The organism is Acinetobacter sp. LMB-5 (assembly GCF_001541635.1).
Classification (GTDB): domain Bacteria; phylum Pseudomonadota; class Gammaproteobacteria; order Pseudomonadales; family Moraxellaceae; genus Acinetobacter; species Acinetobacter pittii.
In genome coordinates this window covers 210,235-229,899 of record NZ_LRDR01000005.1, presented here as the reverse complement: position 1 = coordinate 229,899, position 19,665 = coordinate 210,235, and the positions used below count along the sequence as shown (strand labels likewise).

14 protein-coding genes are annotated in these 19,665 nt (G+C 38.8%); 5 read left to right on the top strand and 9 right to left on the bottom strand.

Annotated features, from left to right (window positions below; translation table 11 throughout):
- Window positions 1-5: 5 nt before the first annotated feature.
- Window positions 6-2,120 carry a TonB-dependent siderophore receptor gene (locus AW165_RS08130; protein ID WP_060465456.1) on the top strand — a complete coding sequence of 705 codons (2,115 nt, stop codon included), beginning with the start codon at window positions 6-8 and terminating at the stop codon, window positions 2,118-2,120.
- Window positions 2,121-2,161: 41 nt separating this feature from the next.
- Here the strand turns inward: AW165_RS08130 and AW165_RS08125 are convergent, their stop codons facing one another.
- From AW165_RS08125 to AW165_RS08100, 6 genes are all read right to left on the bottom strand, one after another.
- Window positions 2,162-3,406: an NADH:flavin oxidoreductase/NADH oxidase family protein gene (locus tag AW165_RS08125; RefSeq protein WP_060465455.1), complete on the bottom strand. Its 1,245-nt coding sequence runs from the start codon at window positions 3,404-3,406 to the stop codon at window positions 2,162-2,164.
- Between the two features lie 188 nt (window positions 3,407-3,594).
- Window positions 3,595-5,190: an ABC transporter ATP-binding protein gene (locus AW165_RS08120; protein ID WP_060465454.1), complete on the bottom strand. Its 1,596-nt coding sequence runs from the start codon at window positions 5,188-5,190 to the stop codon at window positions 3,595-3,597.
- Complete coding sequence (locus AW165_RS08115; RefSeq protein ID WP_060465453.1) at window positions 5,165-6,175, bottom strand: ABC transporter permease; 1,011 nt, start codon at window positions 6,173-6,175, stop codon at window positions 5,165-5,167. The genes AW165_RS08120 and AW165_RS08115 overlap by 26 nt, the downstream gene beginning before the upstream one ends.
- Window positions 6,175-7,227 carry a microcin C ABC transporter permease YejB gene (locus AW165_RS08110; protein ID WP_060465452.1) on the bottom strand — a complete coding sequence of 351 codons (1,053 nt, stop codon included), beginning with the start codon at window positions 7,225-7,227 and terminating at the stop codon, window positions 6,175-6,177. Before AW165_RS08110 ends, AW165_RS08115 begins: the two co-directional genes overlap by 1 nt.
- A gap of 31 nt (window positions 7,228-7,258) precedes the next feature.
- Complete coding sequence (locus AW165_RS08105) at window positions 7,259-9,094, bottom strand: extracellular solute-binding protein (protein WP_060465451.1); 1,836 nt, start codon at window positions 9,092-9,094, stop codon at window positions 7,259-7,261.
- A gap of 15 nt (window positions 9,095-9,109) precedes the next feature.
- The gene (locus AW165_RS08100) at window positions 9,110-12,325 is read right to left on the bottom strand and encodes a lytic transglycosylase (RefSeq protein WP_060465450.1); all 3,216 of its coding nucleotides are present in this window, start codon (window positions 12,323-12,325) and stop codon (window positions 9,110-9,112) included.
- A 233-nt stretch (window positions 12,326-12,558) separates the two neighbouring features.
- Here AW165_RS08100 and dnaQ point away from each other — a divergent pair, with 233 nt between their 5' ends.
- From dnaQ to nudC, 3 genes are all read left to right on the top strand, one after another.
- Window positions 12,559-13,938: a DNA polymerase III subunit epsilon gene (gene dnaQ / locus AW165_RS08095; RefSeq protein WP_060465449.1), complete on the top strand. Its 1,380-nt coding sequence runs from the start codon at window positions 12,559-12,561 to the stop codon at window positions 13,936-13,938.
- A 130-nt stretch (window positions 13,939-14,068) separates the two neighbouring features.
- A complete protein-coding gene (locus AW165_RS08090; RefSeq protein ID WP_060465448.1) occupies window positions 14,069-15,712 on the top strand; it encodes a hypothetical protein in 1,644 nt (547 codons plus the stop codon).
- Entirely contained in the window at window positions 15,712-16,455 is a 744-nt protein-coding gene (gene nudC / locus AW165_RS08085) for an NAD(+) diphosphatase (protein ID WP_005070517.1), read from the top strand. The genes AW165_RS08090 and nudC overlap by 1 nt, the downstream gene beginning before the upstream one ends.
- A gap of 28 nt (window positions 16,456-16,483) precedes the next feature.
- On the opposite strand, the gene AW165_RS08080 is transcribed toward nudC, so the two are convergent.
- From AW165_RS08080 to AW165_RS08070, 3 genes are all read right to left on the bottom strand, one after another.
- Window positions 16,484-17,347 (bottom strand): alpha/beta hydrolase, encoded by an 864-nt coding sequence (locus tag AW165_RS08080; RefSeq protein WP_014206106.1) that lies wholly within the window; start codon window positions 17,345-17,347, stop codon window positions 16,484-16,486.
- Between the two features lie 3 nt (window positions 17,348-17,350).
- A complete protein-coding gene (locus AW165_RS08075) occupies window positions 17,351-18,058 on the bottom strand; it encodes a BON domain-containing protein (protein WP_033848669.1) in 708 nt (235 codons plus the stop codon).
- A gap of 79 nt (window positions 18,059-18,137) precedes the next feature.
- A complete protein-coding gene (locus AW165_RS08070; protein WP_005070523.1) occupies window positions 18,138-18,539 on the bottom strand; it encodes a YraN family protein in 402 nt (133 codons plus the stop codon).
- Between the two features lie 209 nt (window positions 18,540-18,748).
- On the opposite strand from AW165_RS08070, the gene rsmI reads away from it, so the two are divergent.
- Window positions 18,749-19,585: a 16S rRNA (cytidine(1402)-2'-O)-methyltransferase gene (rsmI, locus tag AW165_RS08065; protein ID WP_060465447.1), complete on the top strand. Its 837-nt coding sequence runs from the start codon at window positions 18,749-18,751 to the stop codon at window positions 19,583-19,585.
- The last annotated feature ends 80 nt before the right edge of the window (window positions 19,586-19,665 follow it).

Sequence of the window (19,665 nt, the reverse complement as noted above, 5' to 3'; positions counted from 1 at the left end):
TTTAAATGGATCTTAAGCTTCGCCTCCTCTCCCTGAGCATTGCTCAACTGTGCTGTATATCAACTACTTTTGCAGAAACCAATAGTTCATCAACAACACTTGCTACCATTAAGATTAAAGCCCAACAAGCGGCTGACCAAACTTATAAAGTCGATAGTTCAAGTAGCGCAACACGTAGTGAAGTCGCATTAAAAGATACGCCACAATCTGTCAGTGTAGTGACTCAAAAAGTAATTGAAGATATTGGCGCAACACGTTTGATTGAAGCGCTTGATTTAGCTGGCGGTGTTACTCGTGCTAATAACTTTGGTGGTCAAGGGTTAACAGGCTTTAACCTTCGTGGTTTCACTAGCGGTGAATTCTATCGTAATGGATTCCCGATTAACCGTGGCTATCCAAATGCTCCAGATAGCAACACTATTGAACGTGTAGACGTTTTACGTGGACCCTCTTCTAACTTATATGGTCGTGGTGACCCGGGTGGTACGTTTAACTTAATTTCTAAAACACCAAAGTCTGAACAACGAACCACTTTAGGTGCTCAGCTTAACAGTGAAGGTTTATATCGCACCACGGTAGACACAACAGGTACTATCCCGAATGCAGAAAATATCGGTTATCGCCTAAATGTGATTGCAGAAGGCGGTGATAGTTATCGCGATCATGTCGAGTCCAAACGATATGGAATTGCACCAGTCATTCAATGGCAAGCTTCTGACGCAACAAAAGTTACTTTTGAAGCGGATATTTTACGAAATCAACATCCACTTGATCGTGGCCAAACACGCTATGCAGGTCAGAAGTCTTTTAATAGTTCACCCGAAACCTATTTATGGGAAACAGGTAAATACAATAACCGACTCTACAATGATAACAATATGACTCAATTACGAGTTGAGCAAGACATTGGGAATGACTGGAAGCTGAATGCTGGCGTGCAATATTTAAATGGCAAACTGCATGGCTATGCAGTAGAGGCAAATGGCATTCAAAATGACGGAGAAACATTAGGGCGAAATTACAACTATCGCGAATTAAAATGGCAAGATACCGATGCCCAAATTAACCTTACAGGCAATTTCCAACTTTTAGGTTTAGCACATACTTTAGTGACGGGGGTTGAATATGAAAATTATGATTATAAGTCGTACATTATTCGCTCAAGCGAAGATATCGATAGCTATCCTATTAATATTTATAATCCAGCTTTAGGGCAACCACTACCTGAACTTAATACAGTTTCTACACATGACCGTGAAAATTTAAAAACAACGGCTCTTTTTGTACAAGACCAAATCGAATTAAATGAACGTTTAAGTGCACTATTAGGTTTACGTTTTGAGCACTATGAACATGACTATCAGGATTTGCGTCCGGGTAAACCCAATTGGAACACTAGTTATGATGCATTTATTCCACGGTTAGGTTTAGTTTATAAAGCTAGTGATAACCTTTCACTCTATGGCAATGCTGCAAAATCTTTTAAACCCAATACTGGTGCAAGTCATAGTGGCGAAGGTTTTGATCCAGAAGAAGGTACGGCTTACGAGTTAGGATTTAAATGGTTAGCTCTCAACAATATACTGTCAGTCGACTCTGCTATTTTCTATGCCAATAAAGAAAACGTTTTAACAAATGATCCTTTATTCTCAAATTATAAAGTGGCTGCTGGTGAAGTTCGTAGCCGTGGTATTGAGTTAAATATTGCTGGTCAAATTACATCTGCCTGGAAAATTATTGGCGGATATGCCTATACAGATGCGGAAATAACTAAAGACAATACTTTGCAAAAGGGAACAGCTTTAGCCAATATCCCAAAGAATAGTTTTAATCTTTTAAATATCTATGAATTTCAAGATGGCCCTTTACAAGGTTTAGGTCTGGGCATTAATCAAAAATATATTGATAAACGTGCAGGTCAGACAGCCAATAGTACTTACACAATGAAGGGTTATGCAGTTACAGATTTGGTTTCTTATTATCAGGCGACACCCAAACTTCGTCTTAACTTAGATGTGAAAAATCTTTTTGACAAAGTTTATGATGAAAGTGCTTTCCGTTCCTATGCTTATCCGGGTGAATCACGTACTGTTCAATTGGGTATGAGCTATACCTTCTAAAATAAATGCGCCATTTCAGTTTTTGAAATGGCGCATCAGATTTATGCAGACTTACGTGAATTAACTTGTCCTTGAATCACCGCTTTAATATTGCCTTTGGCGTAATTTAAAAACACTACCAGTGGTGAAAGTTTTGGATTTGGCTTTTTACCCTTACCAATCGTTTTAAATTGAGCTGCATACCAAATAATTTCCATAATTGCCATCTTATCGACAAATGGTAAGCCTGTTTTAATTGGTTTTACTGCATAGCGAACATCTTGCCCTGCAATTAAACGCTCAGTTAAATCAGTTTCTACTGCAAATGGGCGAGCAATACCAATAAAGTCACATGCACCACTTGCGAGTGCAGCATTCATGCCCTCTACAGTACGGAAGCCACCTGTCACCATGAGTTTACACTTAACATGCTGACGGATTTTCTCAGCAAAATCTAAAAAGTATGCTTCGCGTGCAATCGTGCTTGCTTTACGTTTATCCGCCTTAGCTCCAGCCATTGCTGGTGCCTCGTAAGTGCCACCTGAAATTTCAATTAAATCGATACCAGCTTCATCTACTGCTTTAAAAACTGAAATCACATCTTCTTCGCTAATACCACCACGCTGAAAGTCAGCTGAGTTAAGCTTCACGGAAATAATAAAATTTTCTGAGGTTGCTTCACGTACCGCTTTATAAACCTCTAGTAAAAAACGACTACGATTTTCAACTGAACCGCCCCACTGATCTGTACGCTTATTGGTTAATGGCGATAAAAACTGACTAATTAAATAGCCATGTGCACCATGTAATTGCACCCCTTCAAAACCTGCTTTTTCACAAATGTGAGCTGCTGTCGCAAAACGTTTAATAATATCTAGAATTTCGTCATGAGTAAGTTCACGTGGCGTTCCAAACATGGTTGCTAAAGCTGGGCTAAAAGGTACCGCTGATGGCGCTACAGTCTCTTTATTTAAGCCTTTTGGACACTGACGACCTGGATGCGATAATTGAATCAACTGAACCATGCCATATTTTTTACCTAATGCCGCCCACTCTTTTAAGCGCTCTAGGTCACGTTCAGTTTCAATAACAACAACACCCGGTTCATTTTTTGCGCTGGCATTTACCATGACATTACCAGTAATTGCACAGCCAAGCTCACCTTTTGCCCATGCACCATATAAACCCAAATGTAAGTCATTTGGCTGGCCTTCATAATTTGCAAGTGCCTCACTCATTGCACCTTTAATAATTCGGTTTTTAAAGGTGGTATTGCGAATTGTGATAGGTTGAGCAATCTGGTTCATGGTTAACCTCTGTTCTTTAAATTTTAGAGTAATTACTCTAATTTAAATGAGTTATTGAGCGTGTCAAGACATAATCGATAACTGACAATAGCACATGTCAATTTTAAAGAATATAAAAATATGCAACTTTTTGCATTAGAAGTTTAACCAAAATTTATTTATATAAAACAATAAATTAAAAAATATCTTTAAAAGGATGCTTTAATTAACTGTTTCGTATATTCACTGTTAGGTTTAGAAAATAAGAGTTCAGTTTCCTGATATTCAACAACTTTTGCATGACGTAATACCATCACTTTGTGGCAAAGTGCTTTTACTATATTGAGATCATGACTAATGAAAATATAACTTAACTGCTCAGTTTGTTGTAATTGTCTCAACAACTTGATCATGGCTTTTTGCGTGGTCCGATCTAAGGCAGAGGTAGGTTCATCCAAAATTAAAAGTTTCGGTTGCACCACCAAAGCTCTGGCTAAGGCGACACGTTGACGCTGTCCACCTGAAAGCTCATGAGGGTAATGATGTTGAAAATCTTCAGTCAATTCAACTTTTACCAAAACAGATTTAACTTGCTGGGTTACCTCTTTTTCATTCACAGCTTTTAACTTTAACCCTTCAGCAATAATCTGCCCTACTGTCATACGCGGGTTTAAACTACCAAAAGGGTCTTGGAATACAAGTTGAAAATCTGATCTCATCAAACGTAGGGCTTTGAGCTGTAGCTGATTCAAATCTTGCCCTAAAAAAACAATCTGCCCTTCACTTTTAATAAGTCGGACCAAAGCGAGAGCTAACGATGACTTACCCGCACCACTTTCACCAACCAGCCCAAGTGATTCACCTTGAGCAAGATCAAAACTCAAATCTTCTATTGCGGTGAAATACCCTTGAATGCGATTTAAAATTCCTTTTCTTATAGGAAACTGCACGCTGAGCTGTCGAACTGATAAAACATTCTGTTGAGCGGGTCTAGACTCTACACTTCCAAAATCATGATCTAATAATTGTGCTGTATAACTAGTTTTAGGATTTACAAAGATTTGGCTCAGTTCACCTTGCTCCACGACACGCCCACTTTGCAATACAATAAGTTTCTCAGCATAGCGATGTACTAAATTGAGGTCATGGCTAATTAAAATAAGTGCCATCCCATATTTGCTTTGCAAAGATTTTAATAGCTCTAAAATCTGTATCTGTAAAACCACATCCAACGCAGTAGTAGGTTCATCAGCAATCAAAATTTTAGGCTTAAGTGCCAATGTCATCGCGATCATGACACGTTGTCTTTGCCCACCAGAAAGATCATGTGGATAGCGTTTTAAAATTTGTTCTGGTTCAACAATTCCAACATCTTTTAGTAATTCAACTATTTGCTGTCGAACTTCTTGTTTTGAAAAACCAGATAAAAGAAGATTTTCCCCTATAATTTTTTCAACCCGATGGAGCGGATTTAATGCAGCAGCAGGCTCTTGAAAAATCATAGCGATTTGTCGACCACGTAAATTTGATTGAGCTCTTTCATCTAGCTCAAGCATATTTTGTGGACCAATCCAGACCTGCCCCGTTATTTCTAATTTATCTTGTAGCAACCCCATTATTGCTAAGCAGCTCATCGATTTACCTGAACCACTTTCGCCCACAATAGCGAGTGTTTCACCTTCACTTAAGTAAAAACTTAGATCTTCTAATAAAACCTTTCGGTCTTTGGTCTGAACCGAAAGTTGCTCTACTTTTAATAATGCTAAAGTGGGATTTAAGTTATTTTCTTGGGTCAAACGCTTCACGGGCCGCCTCCCCAATAAAAATTAAAAGTGAAAGAACAATAGCCAGACTAAAAAAGCCTGAAATTGCCAACCATGGCGCATCTAAATTATTTTTACCTTGTAGTAATAATTCACCTAAAGAGGCCGCATCGGGTGGTAGTCCATATCCTAAAAAATCAAGAGCGGTTAAAGCGCTAATATTGGTCGTTAAAATAAAAGGTAACTGAGACAAACTCGAACTGATCGCATTTGGCAAAATATGCCTAAAAATAATCGCGTGATCGGTCACTCCCAAAACTTGGGCTGCACGAACGTAATCAAGCTGACGAGCTTTTAAAAACTCTGCCCTAACAATACCTACCAAAACGGTCCAGCCGAAAAACAACATAATGAAAAATAGCCAATATACATTTGGAACAAACATACTGACTAAAATCATGACCATAAAAAGCATGGGTAAGCCATTCCAGACTTCAACTAAACGTTGCCCCAATAAATCTACCCAACCGCCATAATAACCTTGTATGGCACCTACGGTAATTCCAAATAAAGCGGAACAAAAGGTTAAGGCTAAACCGAAAAGTAACGATACTCTTAAGCCATAAAGAATGCGGGCAAAAACATCCCTTCCTTGATCATCTGTTCCCAACCAGTTTTGCTTGGAAGGTGGTGATGGCACAGGAACGGCCAAATCTAAATTGGGCGTTTGATATGAAAATTGAATGAGCGGCCAAACTGCCCATCCTTTAGCCTCAATAAGCGATTGTACGGCGGGGTCTTTATAATCAGCTTCTGTTTCAAACACCCCACCAAACGCCGTTTCAGGATAGTTTTTTAACACAGGCAAATAGTAAGAATTTTCATACTTCACTAACAGCGGTTTATCGTTAGCAATTAACTCTGCAGCTAAGGACAAAAGCAAAATTAGACTAAATAAAATAAAGCTGGCCCAGCCCAATTTATGCTGCCTAAAACGCTGTAATCGTGTACGCACAATTAAAGACATTATTTGCCTCCTTGTGCGTCAAAGTGAATTCTTGGATCAATCCATTGGTACAACACATCACAAATGAGACGTAAAATTAGGCTAAATAAAGTAAAGAAAAATAAAACACCAAAAATAACAGGATAATCACGTTGGACAATAGCTTCAAAGCCCAACAAACCCACCCCATCTAGGTGAAAGATAATTTCTACAAATAGGTTACCTACAAAGAAGATACCTGCTAACGCTTCTGGCAATCCTGCGAGCACAACTAAAATGGCATTACGAAAGACATGCTTATATAAGACCTGTTGGCTGTTCAACCCTTTTGCATAGGCTGCCAAAACGTAGGGTTTATTGAGTTCTTCTAAAAATGAGTATTTAGTTAAATAGGTTAAACTGGCAAAACCGCCTAATACCATCGTAATCAGTGGCAAAGTCATATGCCATAAATAATCGGTAACTTTGCCCCAAAGACTGAGTTGATGGAAGTTATCTGAGACTAAATTTTGTAATGGAAACCATTGAAAATAAGATCCACCTGCAAAAAAAACAACTAACAAAATGGCAAATACAAAACTTGGTACAGCGTACCCCACCACAAGCACTAAAGAAGTGGATCGATCAAACCAAGAGCCCTGCTGCTTTGCCTTTTTAATTCCCAGCGGAATAGAAATGAGATAAATGAGAAAAGTACTCACCAGCCCAAGTGAAATGGAAACAGGCATTTTTTCCCATAACAATTGCACGACAGATTTATCTTTAAAGAAACTTTGTCCAAAATCTAAAGTTAAATAGCCCTTTAACATTAGAAAAAAACGTTCAGGAGCAGAACGATCAAAGCCGTACTGAGCCTTAATTTGCTCAACCATTTCAGGGCTTAACCCCTGAGCACCTTGATAATAAGTTTCTGCACTCAATGCACGACCAATTCCCAAATCGCTTTGTGCCTGATGTATTGCTTGCTCAACTGGCCCACCCGGTGCAATTTGCACAACCACAAAGTTAATCAATAGAATGACAAACAATGTGGGAATCATTAAAAGAAGTCGCTTGAGAATATATGAACCCATATAACAGGATTTCCTTTATGGCAGGTGCTTTTTATTGTTGATGTAAATATTTAGCAACTTTTTTGGCTTTGTTTGCGTCACTCCACCAATATTCTATCCCAGAAGAAAGTGCTGGTTTAACTTTAGGTTGTTGATACATATTCCAATAAGCATACCAGTTTTCACCTTTACCATAGGTCGGGATTTGATAATAACCAGCTCTAAGCAATCGATCGAGAATGCGAGTATAAATAACCTGCTGTTCACGATTTTTACTCGCAACGAGTTTTGAAATCACTTGATCAATTACTGGATTGCAAATTCCAGCATAATTGTAATTTCCATCCTGAGCTGCGGCGATACTCCCCCAAAACTGAGTTTGTTCATTTCCCGGATTTAGAGATTGCGGCAAATTCATTGTGGTCATATCAAAATCGTAACGGCGAGTCCGTTCTAAATATTGCGGAGCATCAACCTGACGCAAATTAACTGCTATACCTAATTTTTTTAAGTTACGAATAAAAGGTAAAAGTGTTCGTTGTTTACCATCTTGCTGAATTAAAAACTCAAGCTGAACTTTTTTTCCTTCTGGTGTAAATAGCTGCCCTTCTTTAACTTTATAGCCAGCCTGTATAAGCAATTGGCGCGCAGTTAATAAATTCTGACGATTAAAGCCACTTGCATCCGACACTGGATATTTCCAGTTTGCTAAAACACCTTGTTGCATAAGTGGAGATAACTTAGGCAATAACGGTTTTAACAACTCTAATTCAGTTTTTGAAGGTCGACCTGTTGCTGCTAATTCACTATTTTCAAAATAACTTTGTAGGCGCTGATATTGTCCATAAAACAAAGCTTTATTCTGCCATTCAAAGTCATAAGCATAGGTTAAAGCTTGTCTAAAACGAATATCATTTAAAGGTTTTCGTCTCGTATTAAAAACATAGCTTTCAGTGGCGATAGGATTATGATGACGAAACTTATATTGAGAAACCAACCCTGCTTTTACGGCTGGAAACCGGTAATCAGTTACCCATTTTTTAGGATTAGTTTCTTCATGCAAAGTGTATTGCCCAGATTTAAATCCTTCAAAAGCAATATCCCAATTTCGATAATAAACATATCTCAAGCGGTCAAAGTTATAACGCCCCTTATTAATAGGCAAATCTTTTGCCCAATAATTTGGGTTCCGTTTATAACTAATGCTTCTGCCCGGATCAACTCGTTCAACTACATACGGTCCCGAGCCAATAATTGGTTGTAAAGTAATGCGGCTAAAATCTTTTTTTTGCCAATCTGCTTTTGAATAAATGGGTAAGGTTGCCAAAATGAATGGCATTTTAGGGTTATGTGTAGAGGTAAAACTAAACTTTACTTGATGGGCGTTTATTACTTCTGTTTTTGCTAAATCAGCAAGGTACATTTGCAAACCTAAATTGGACTTAGTCTGATAGGCATCAAAACTAAATTTAACATCTGCCGCAGTGACTGGCTGCCCATTACTAAAACGCGCTTTAGGGTTTAAATAGAAAGTCACTAATTGCGTTTTTTCTGGGTCATAACTCACTTTTTGAGCCAAAAGCGGATATAAAACTCCAACCTCATCAAGTGATTGAGTCATTAAGGTATCAAAAAGATAATTAACGCCTTCTGTAGCATTCCCTTTCCCATTCATACTATTGAGGTTATCAAAAGTTCCTTGAGCTGCCTGACTTAATAGGCCACCTTTAGGTGCATTAGGGTTTGCATATGGCATAGCCATCATTTCTAAATACTTAGGCTTAGAATGAATCGCTATATATGAAGTGGTTTGCTGTGCAGAAAAAACACTATGGGAAATGACACTAAGCCCGACTAGCAGGCTCAGTTGAAAATTTAATTTATGCATAAGTGGCTAATTATTTTACAAATTAGGCACTTTAATCACATCACCAATGCGAAGCTGAGTAGAAGGCGTTAAATTATTCAGCTCAGCCAATAAATTGGTTTCTAAACCATATTTACTCGCAAGACCGATTAAGGTATCACCACGCTTCACTTTGTATTCCACGACAGTTTTTGGAATCACAATATTCTGACCGCGCTGTAAGTTAGCATTTGCTTTTAATGCATTCATTTCAGCCAGTTCACGCACTGAAATACCAGCACGGCTCGCGATACTATTTAAAGACTCACCAGATTTAACCGTATATCTTTCAGTATTTTTACCAGCGGCAACCGTTTTAGTTGAAGACTTAGTATCTGCTTTAGCTGTTTCAACTGTAGGCACATCACCCGTTAGCTTTAAACGCTGCCCCACACGAACGCTACTGTTGCGTGAAAGACCATTTAGTGAAGCAAGGTAGTCCAGCTGTAAGTGGTAGCGATTAGCGATATTACCTAAGCTATCACCAGATTTAACTGTATAAGTTTCTGGTGTTTCTTCTTTGGCGTTTTTAGAAGATTTAGTTGGCACTTCTTCAACCGTACCTGTTAGTTTTAAGCGTTGACCAGCACGCAAACCAGCAGTACGAGACAAACCGTTTAGGTCAGCCAAATAGCTTGTTTGCAAATTATATTTACTCGCAATCGCATTTAAGCTATCGCCAGACTGTACAACGTATTGCTCTGGAACACTTAAGCCTGCCGGTACTTTTAAAGTTTGACCAAGCTGTACATGGCTATTTGCTTTTAAGTTATTTAATTCGGCTAACTCAGCTAGGCTAATTTTTGATTTAGTTGCAATACTCGATAAAGTATCACCACGTTGTACTTTATAGCCTTCTGTTTTATAAGAAACACTTGCTGATGCTTTCTCAGATTTACTAGAAGCCTTAGTTTCAGCAACTTCATCTACAGAAATATCTTGTGTAGGCACATTAATTTTTTGGCCTACCATTAAGTTACTGCCCGCAGTTAATCCCGGAGTTAATTCAGCAAGTTCCTGATTAGAGAGCGCATAACGATCTGCAATCAATTTAAGATATTCACCGCGCTTCACAGTATAGCTTTTAGTTGCTATACGTTTTGCACTTGCCTGAACTGCTTTTGGCTCGGCTTTAGTACTTGCGCGACTATTCTTTGGTTCTTTTAACTGTAGTTTTTGCCCAACAAATAAGCCATCAGTCACTGATAAATCGTTATATTCAGCCAATTGTCTTACTGACAAATTAAACTGGTTTGCCACACCGCTTAAGCTATCGTTAGCCTGAACGACATATACATCTGGTTTAGCTGTGCTTTTTGAAGTCGTTTGAGCTTCTTGTGGCTTAGCGTCATAAAGATAAAGCGTTGAACCAACATATAATGTCTTTTCTGGGTCAATCTGGTTCCACTTAGCAACATCGCGCCAGTTTACGCCATTTTTCATCGCAATAACGGCTAAAGTATCACCTGGTAAAACTGTATAGGTACTACGTTTGCCTTTAGGCTGCACAACCACTACATCTGTATCAGTTTTAATGTAAGGCTTGTCTTTATTACGCTGCCCATCTTCAGAGTTAGCTACAGTCACATCTTCAGCTAAAGTTTTTGGATATGCAAAACCTTTACTTACTTCTTTACCTTGTTGCTCTGCAACTGACTGACTTGTTTGAATCGCAGTTAACTTAATTTTGCCATCATAAGGATCAACAATTTCTGTTCCTTGTGGTGCAATAGCTTTTAACTCGGCAACTACTTGATCTTTTTCAGCCTGCGTTGGTTGTGGCTCTAAAGCTTGTTGAACTGTTTCTTTCTCACCTTCAGCTCGAACTGCCGCTAAAATCTTTTCACGTTCTGCAGCCGAGATTGGTGGCTCTGTCTTCACTTGCTTGATATTTGCCGCAGGTGTCACAGCAACAGGAATACGTGGAGCACTTGGTACATCAGCCGAAGCTGCAAAAGCAGCTAAAGCATCAGACCCACGAGGAGTTGAAGTTTTTACCGTGCTAGAGCTACTGGTTGTTTTAGTAGGTGTAGACGGTTTAACTGGTTGAACCTGATTTGCAGGCGTGGTTTTAATTGTCGCAGATGTTGAAGCACTTACATCTGGCTTAGATGGTGAAGTCACATTTGCCCACCAACCTGAACCACCGCCTGACTTCATACCTTTTAATTTATTATCAATTGAAGGACTTAAATCGGCCGGAATCAAGATACGCATAGGACTTGCAGGGTCTACCATTTCACCACGATATCCCGGGTTTAATGCATAGAGTTCCGAACGACTTAATCCAGCTACAGAAGCAATTTCATTTAAAGATAAAGGTGCAGATAAAGTCACTTCACGGAAATGGGGTCTATTTGCAATTGGTGGTAAAGAAATACCGTAAGCTTTTGGATTTTTAATAATTTGAGCAACAGCCAAGAAACGCGGAACATAGTTCATGGTTTCTTGAGGTAATTTTAAAGACCAATAATCAGTTGGTAAACCTGCTGCCTGATTTCGGTTAATCGCTTGTTGAATACGTCCCGGTCCAGCGTTATAGGCTGCTAAAGCAAGCTCCCAAGAACCGAATTGGTTATATAAGCTTCCTAAAAACTCATAGGCAGCACGAGTCGACTCAACAACATCTCGACGGCCATCATACATACCAGTTTGCTTTAAGCCATAAATACGGCCAGTACTCGGAATAAACTGCCATAAACCTGCTGCTGCAGCACTACTTGTTGCAGCTGGGTCATATGAACTTTCAATTACAGGTAAGAGTGCAAGTTCTGTCGGCAAACCACGGCGTTCAGCTTCTTTAACTGTATGGTACAAATAACGACTTGCACGGGCACTTAAACGATCAAGATAAGGCTGACGAGAAATAAACCAACTACGCTGAGCTTCAATACGTGAATCCCAATGGTTCAAATCCATTTTGAAACCAACAGACATACGTTTCCAGACATCACCGTGCTTTAAAATAAGCAGACGGTCACCCTCTACAGCACGCATATCAGTTGCTGAAAGTAAGTCTTCCAATGAATCAAGACTACTCGCATCTAAATAACCTGCACCACTGACCTGTTTCGATTTTGAGGTTTTTGCAGATTGCGGAGTCGATGAACAGCCTGTTGTAATACCCAACGCAGCTAACGCAGAGCTAAGTACGGTAATTTTAAACAATGATGCTGCAGATGGCTGCCACACAAATGTGGTTGGTTTATACATAAAAACTTCCAAACAACTCGCGTAATATTTTTTTGGGGTCTGCCCACAAACCCTAGGTCTTCGATGCCATTGTAGTAAAGCATGCAAGATAGACAAGGCAATAATTTAATGTCATTTGCATGGAAATGTTACAAGAAATTAAAAAAACCTTGCTTTGATACGATGGAACCGAACTTTTTGCGTATACAATACACCATATTCAGTTCTTTTTCTTTTAGTTTAGGTTTCGATTTATGTCTCAAACAATCACACTGTATGTTGATGGTGCATGTCGTGGCAATCCGGGTTTAGGTGGTTGGGGCGCATATGTCATTACCGAGCAGGGTGAACATAAATTATTTGGCGGTGAGCCTGATACGACCAATAACCGTATGGAACTCACTGCTGCCATTGAAGGTGTTTCATTTTGCCCAACCGATGCACATTTGATTATCTGGACAGATTCAAATTATGTGAAGCAAGGTATTACTGAGTGGATTCATGGTTGGAAAAAGAAAAACTGGAAAGATGTAAAAAATCCTGACCTTTGGCAGAAATTAGATGCTGTCTGTGCGGGTAGAAATATTGAGTGGAACTGGATTAAAGGCCACGCAGGACACCCTGGCAATGAAATGGCAGACCAGCTGGCGAATTTAGGTGCAGACAAAACTGCGAAAGAACTCAAGCAACCACAGTCTGCCACTGTATCGCAAGATATAAAAAAGCCTGAACAGGACTGGTTGCTAGATGACCCTTTCGGGTTTGATCTGGCTGACGCAACAGAAGAAGAAAATATCCATCTTGAAGCATCTGAAGAAGTTGAGATGATTATTGTGGAAGAAGAAATTATTGAAGTTGAAACTGCCGAACAAGAAAGTAAGCAGCCAACCAATAACATTCATCCTCAAATCGTTGTGACCGAAGCCAAATTAAAATTACAAGGCCCTCGACAACTGATTCTCGATACGGAAACTACTGGTTTTTATTTCCAAGATGGCGACCGCATTATTGAGGTGGGCGCAATTGAGATGATTAACCGTAAGCTTACGGGTAGCTCGATTCATATTTATATTAACCCACAAAAACCAGTGGGAGAATCAGAAAACATCCACGGTATCAGCGATGATTTCTTAAAAGACAAACCGCTCTATGCGGACATTGCTGACACCTTATTTGATTATCTCAAAGGTGCAGAGATTATTGCCCATAACGCGACCTTCGATATGAACTTCCTTGATATGGAGTTTAAGCGCGTAGGACTTCCTGCACTTTCTGAAGTATGTGAGGTAACAGATACTTTAGCTTTAGCGAAAAACAAACATCCTGGACAAAAAAACTCCCTTGATGCGCTTGTAAGACGTTATGAAATTCCAGCACGTGACCGTACTTTCCACGGCGCATTACTCGATGCTGAAATTCTTGCTGATGTTTACTTGGCAATGACTGGTGGTCAGGTTTCTTTTGATATTGATGCCTTATCTCAGAGTGAAAATAGCCAGCAAACAACCAATAGAAGCAGAGTTCAAATTGACCTCCCTGTAATTTACCCTTCAGATGAAGAGTTAAATACACATGAGACTTGGGTCAAAGAATATGAGGAAAAACACGGAGAACCTTGCCTTTTTGCAAAATAAATTTTTGATTCTTTAGTGTTTTTAGCTTTTCCCCTTTGTAAGTTAAGTTATATTAGTCGCATAGATTTTTAGCTCAAATTATTGAGCACTACGAATATAACAATTGATTTTTTTGCAAAGGGGAACGTTTATGTCTGAGCATACGTCGATTCATTTCGATCCAACAGCTTTACTCATCATTAAACATGAAATTGATCGTTCAATAAAACTGGTAGAAGGTGCGGTAAGTACCTTAATTGAAGAACAAACTCTCCCTTTTGGTATTGATGATGCATTAGAACAGTTTAAACAATGCACTCAAGTTCTACGCTTAATTGATGTTCCTTATCTTGCAAAAATCACTCAATATTCGACTGAGTTGATGCAAAAAATTATTGCGAATCCAGCCCAAATTAATACGGATGATGTCGTTGCCCTAAGCGAGGGCACAACCATGGTAAAGCGCTATATTGAATTTATCTGTTTGCGTGAAATACAAGTTCCACAATTTCTTCTTACGACCTTAAATAATTTAGAATTAGCTTTAAATAAGCCACTGACTACATCGGGACAAGCTATTGTTCCTTTACTTGCAAATACTTCGCTTGAACTGCCCTTGCCTGAAATATTAATTAGTGAAAAAACTCAGTTCATCCATCAACTATACAAATTATCTCTACACCAATTTTTAAAAAAGACAGTATCAGCTCAGAATTTTCAAGCCTTTAAACTTATTGCAACCTATTTGGTCAGCATGGCGAATACTCAGCCAAGCCAAAAATATTGGCAGCTCGTCAATTACGCTTTTAACCATATTGATGACCTACTTTTAAATGATTCACGCCTACGTGTACTGATTAATATTGAAAGTCATATTGCTCTATTTTTGGCAGCACCCGAAAGTTTTGAACCTAATTTAGCGGCATTCGCAGATATTTTAAGTATTGTCATCGCTCAAGAAGATGAGATTGCTTACCTTATTCGTAACCAGCTTCATATTGGTGATGAAACACCAACTGATACTCAATTACTCGTTTTAAGTCGCCATCTTTTTGGTCCGGACTTTGACACGATGCACACAGTCAGCCAATTAATCTTGGATGAAATGAATAAGGTGCGGAATGATATTGAATACAACTATCAAAATATGTCGCCTGAAAAAGCACAACAACTACAAGCGAGCCTTTTACAACTGGCATATACCTTTAAACTTCTAAACCTTGATGAAGCCGCATCTGCTCTTTCTCAACAAGCCAGCAGTTTAAGTCAACTTAACATTTTAAGTGACGAAAACTATGCTCAGCAGCTAATGAACAGTATTTTGTCGGCCATGAACTCAATTGGTATTTTGGTACGCAATTACACGTCAAATCGTCTACAACTTAGCGTGAATAATACGGCTATTTCTTTAGATCGTCTTGATGAAGCTCATCAAGCTTTGCTTACCGAAACAAAAAATTTAATTGAGTTTATCTGTCAGAGTCTTACGTTGTATGCCAATGACCAGACACAAAATATTGAAGCCATTGCAGGTTCATTAAAAGAGTTAGCGGGTGCAGCTGAATTTTTAGGAAGTACGACGCAACAACATGCTTTACTCCAAACTGCCCAATTTGTTCAAGAGCAACTTGAACAAAACCAGCCTTTTAATACAGACCAAATTCACTGTATTTTTAATGTATTAGCAGGCATTGACATGTTAGTTGACAATTTAAAAAATAAACAACCTGTTCTACAATCCATGTTTAATGTAGCATTGTCGAGTAGTCAACAACTTCAAAAAAAGGCAGCTTAATGTCTGAATTATCACTTGCTTATATTTTCCATCATCAACAATTACTGGTTGACCAGAATCTCCAACTACCCAAAGTCGAAAAGTTAGCAAGTGATTTACTTTTCACTCATGATGAGCAGGTCATTGCACGTGACTTGCTTGCTGAGGAACCTATCCCCGAAGGCTTACAACTTGTCCCAATTCGCCAGCTTATTACCAGCTGGTCGAAAGAACAGTTTTTGCAAGCGAGCCGTGCTGTTCAATTACTTGAATGGCGACGTAACCATAAGTTTTGTAGTCACTGTGGACATCCGACAGAAGTTCATCCAACCGAATATGCAATGGTATGCCCTTCTTGTCGCTACCACCAATATCCTCGTGTAAACCCTTGCATTATTACCGTCATTACTCGTGGTGATGATGAAATCTTGCTGGCTAAATCAGTTCACAACAAAACCAATATGTATGGTTTGATTGCAGGTTTTGTTGAGGTGGGCGAAACACTTGAAGAGGCAGTACAACGTGAAGCCTTTGAAGAAGTAGGTTTAAAACTCAAAAATATTCAGTATATGTCAAGTCAGCCTTGGCCATTCCCAAGTAACCTTATGGTGGCATTTCGGGCAGAATATGAGTCAGGTGAAATTAAGCTTCAAGAAGAAGAAATTGCAGATGCACAGTTCTTCAAAATCGATCAATTACCTGAGATTCCGTTTAAAGGAAGTATTGCTCATTCAATGATTATGCAGATTACCCAAGCTGGGTAATCTGCCGTGTTTTAAACGAGACTCTCGTTTAAAACACTTCTTCGAGAAAATGTAAGATCGTTCTTTTCGTTCTGAAATAGTGGCTAATAAAGCTAGAAAGACTGGCCAAAATTGTAATATGCCCAGTTTTAGGAATCACAGCGATATGGCTGTGATTTCCACTCTGTCTTAAAGCCCGATCCAAATCCAATGTATTCTCTTTGCCGACAAGCTGATCATTTTCAGCCATGAGCAAGTAATGTTTAATACTATTTTGATTGACGAAATAGTATGGCATCACTTCTTGATAAGAAATACTTTGATCAAACGCATCCTCAGCTAGTGGATCACCCTTATAATCAAAATGATAAGGTCCAGCTAAACCGAAAATCGCCTTAATATTTCCTAAACATTGAATAGGATTTGGCGTTGGGTGATAAACAGCAGACATTACATTAAATGCCCCCGCCGAATGTCCCATAAGCACAACATTTTCTGTAGAAATTTCGAGTTTGTCTTGGTTTTGATGTAAATAATTCAGTGCCTGTGTCAAGTCATCAACAAAACTCGGAAAAATATTTTTAGGAGCTAATTGATAGTTGATAACTGCAACGTCATAGCCTTCTTTAGCAAACGTCTCACCAATAAAAAGATAATCTCGCTTATTACCATGTTGCCAAGCACCACCATGTACAAAAACAATAAGAGGCTGATGTGCTAGTTTTTTAACAGATCGGTAAATATCCAAACGGTGACGTGGCTTTAGACCATAACGTACATTTGCGACCTGTTCAAAACCATCTTTTGGCGTAAAACGGTTTAAAGCAAAACTCCCCAAATCATAAAGGCGGAACTCTTTATAAAGAGTTCGCGCCTGTTCAATTTTACTTTGTAGTTGTTCAATCAGATTCATATATTACTGTGCATTCGAAGCTGGATCTGTTTGGTCAGGATCAATTGCAACAGGAGTTTGAACTGTTGGTTGAGCAATGACGTTATTAATAATTGGTGTAGTCGTTGCACTAGCAGTACTCGCCGCTGGCGCAGGTGCTAAATCAACGTTATCAATGAGCGTCACAATTTTGGTCACGTTACCAACATTTTGAAGCACACTGTTTAAATCATTAATTTCAGCAGTATTTAAACGGCCCATCACATATAAAACACCATCTTCAGTATGAACGAGCACTTTACTGTCCGATACAACTGGTGCTTTCATTAATAGAGCACGTGTATTTGCAGTTACACCAGCATCTTGCATGATCGTGTTATAGCTGACCTTATTACCCACGGTAATGTAGTTATGTACAGCTTTTACGTCACTCATGGCTTTAACATTGTCTTCTGCTAGCTGTTTCAAGTAAGGGTCTGGCACCTGACCAGTTAACAATACTGTGCTATGGAAGCTTTCGATGTTAATACGAGATTGTTTAAAACGCTGATCAAGCTTATAGAGGTTAATATTCGCTGTACGTTTAATTGAAGAATCAATGAATACCTGACCTAAGCTACGTACACCACTATCTGTTCCGACTGGAGCTGTACCTGTTCCACCAGAAATAAAACTTGCGCAACCTGACAAACTTGCGACACAAAGCGCTGTTACAGCAATACGTTTCAACACTCCACCAGACTCCTATCAATCTCTTCTTGGCTTGATCATAAAACATCGGTTTTAATTTGCTCAAAAGAGTAATGAACTCTTAATCCAAAGTAAATGCATTTTCGATCCATTGCAGATCATAATGGAAATTTGAAAAGTCTTGCTGTACTGTTTTTGCAATTTTCTGTGGAAAATCAAAACAAATCACATCAAAACGACAATAAAAATCCTGATAAGATGGGTAGCGCTGTAAAAAACGCATCGCGGTTTTAATAATTTTCTTCTGCTTTGTTCTTGTCACCATTTCGCAAGCCTGTCCATAATTTCCTATAGTACGCGCTTTTACCTCGACAAAAACCAGTTCTTGTCCTCTTTTAACAATCAAATCCACTTCACCACGGCGTGAATGGTAATTACTGGTTACCCATACATAGTTTTGCTTTTGTAACAGGTTTAAAGCCGTTTGCTCTGCCCATTTCCCCAACTGCTGCGCTAATAACATTTTTATCTTCCCCAAATTAAAAGTAGCACCACATATTTTGATGCTTAAATTATTTTGTTAAAACCAACTGCACTTTCCGATTTAAATTGAACAAATGAAAATCAGATCATTTTGGAAAAGCAAAGGTTGGCAGACATTGTTCACGCCCAAATCATAATTTCGGGTAAACTACCCCATTAAAATTGTTTATCTGTACGGAGTAAAACCAAATGAGTGCTCAGTTATTCGTTGTAGCCACCCCAATCGGGCACTTAGATGATATGACTTTCCGTGCAATTGATATTTTAAAATCAGTTTCTATTGTAGCTGCCGAAGATACGCGTCAATCAGCACAATTATTTAAGCACTATAATATATCGACTCAACTTACTGCATGTCATGATCACAATGAAAGCAATAAAATTGAGCAGTTAGTTCAAAGATTACTTGCGGGCGACAATGTTGCTTTAATTAGTGATGCAGGTACGCCGCTTATTAGTGACCCCGGTTTTAAGTTAGTTCGAGCTGCTCAAGAACATGGCATTAAAGTTGTTCCTGTGCCTGGTGCATGTGCTGCAATTGCCGCTCTAAGTGCAGTAGGTCTACCGAGCGATCGTTTTAGTTTTGAAGGATTTTTGCCATCAAAAGCTTCTCAACGTATTTCTCAATTAGAAAAACTCAAAAATGAAACTCAGACCTTAATTTTCTATGAAGCACCCCACCGTATTTTAGAGTGTGTAAAAAATATGGCTGAGGTATTTGGGGAAAACCGTCCTGTAGGTTTCGCACGTGAAATTACCAAAACCTTTGAAACCATCAAAAAAATGACTTTAAAAGATTTGGTCAGTTTTATAGAAAATGATCACAACCAAGAAAAAGGCGAAATTGTTCTTGTGGTTGGTGGTGTACCAGAAAAGACAGATCTGGAACAAGAAAAACTAGATGAGCTTTTAAAACGCTTACTTCAAGATTTATCTGTTAAAGCGGCATCTCAACTGGCTGCTGATTTAACAGGAGTTAAGAAAAAAGTCGCTTATCAACGTGCGCTTGAGTTAACACAATCTTAATTTTTTAATTAGATATGGTGATGACACAGACTATTTGTCATCACCATCTGTTAATTTTGCATAATAAGATATAAGAATAA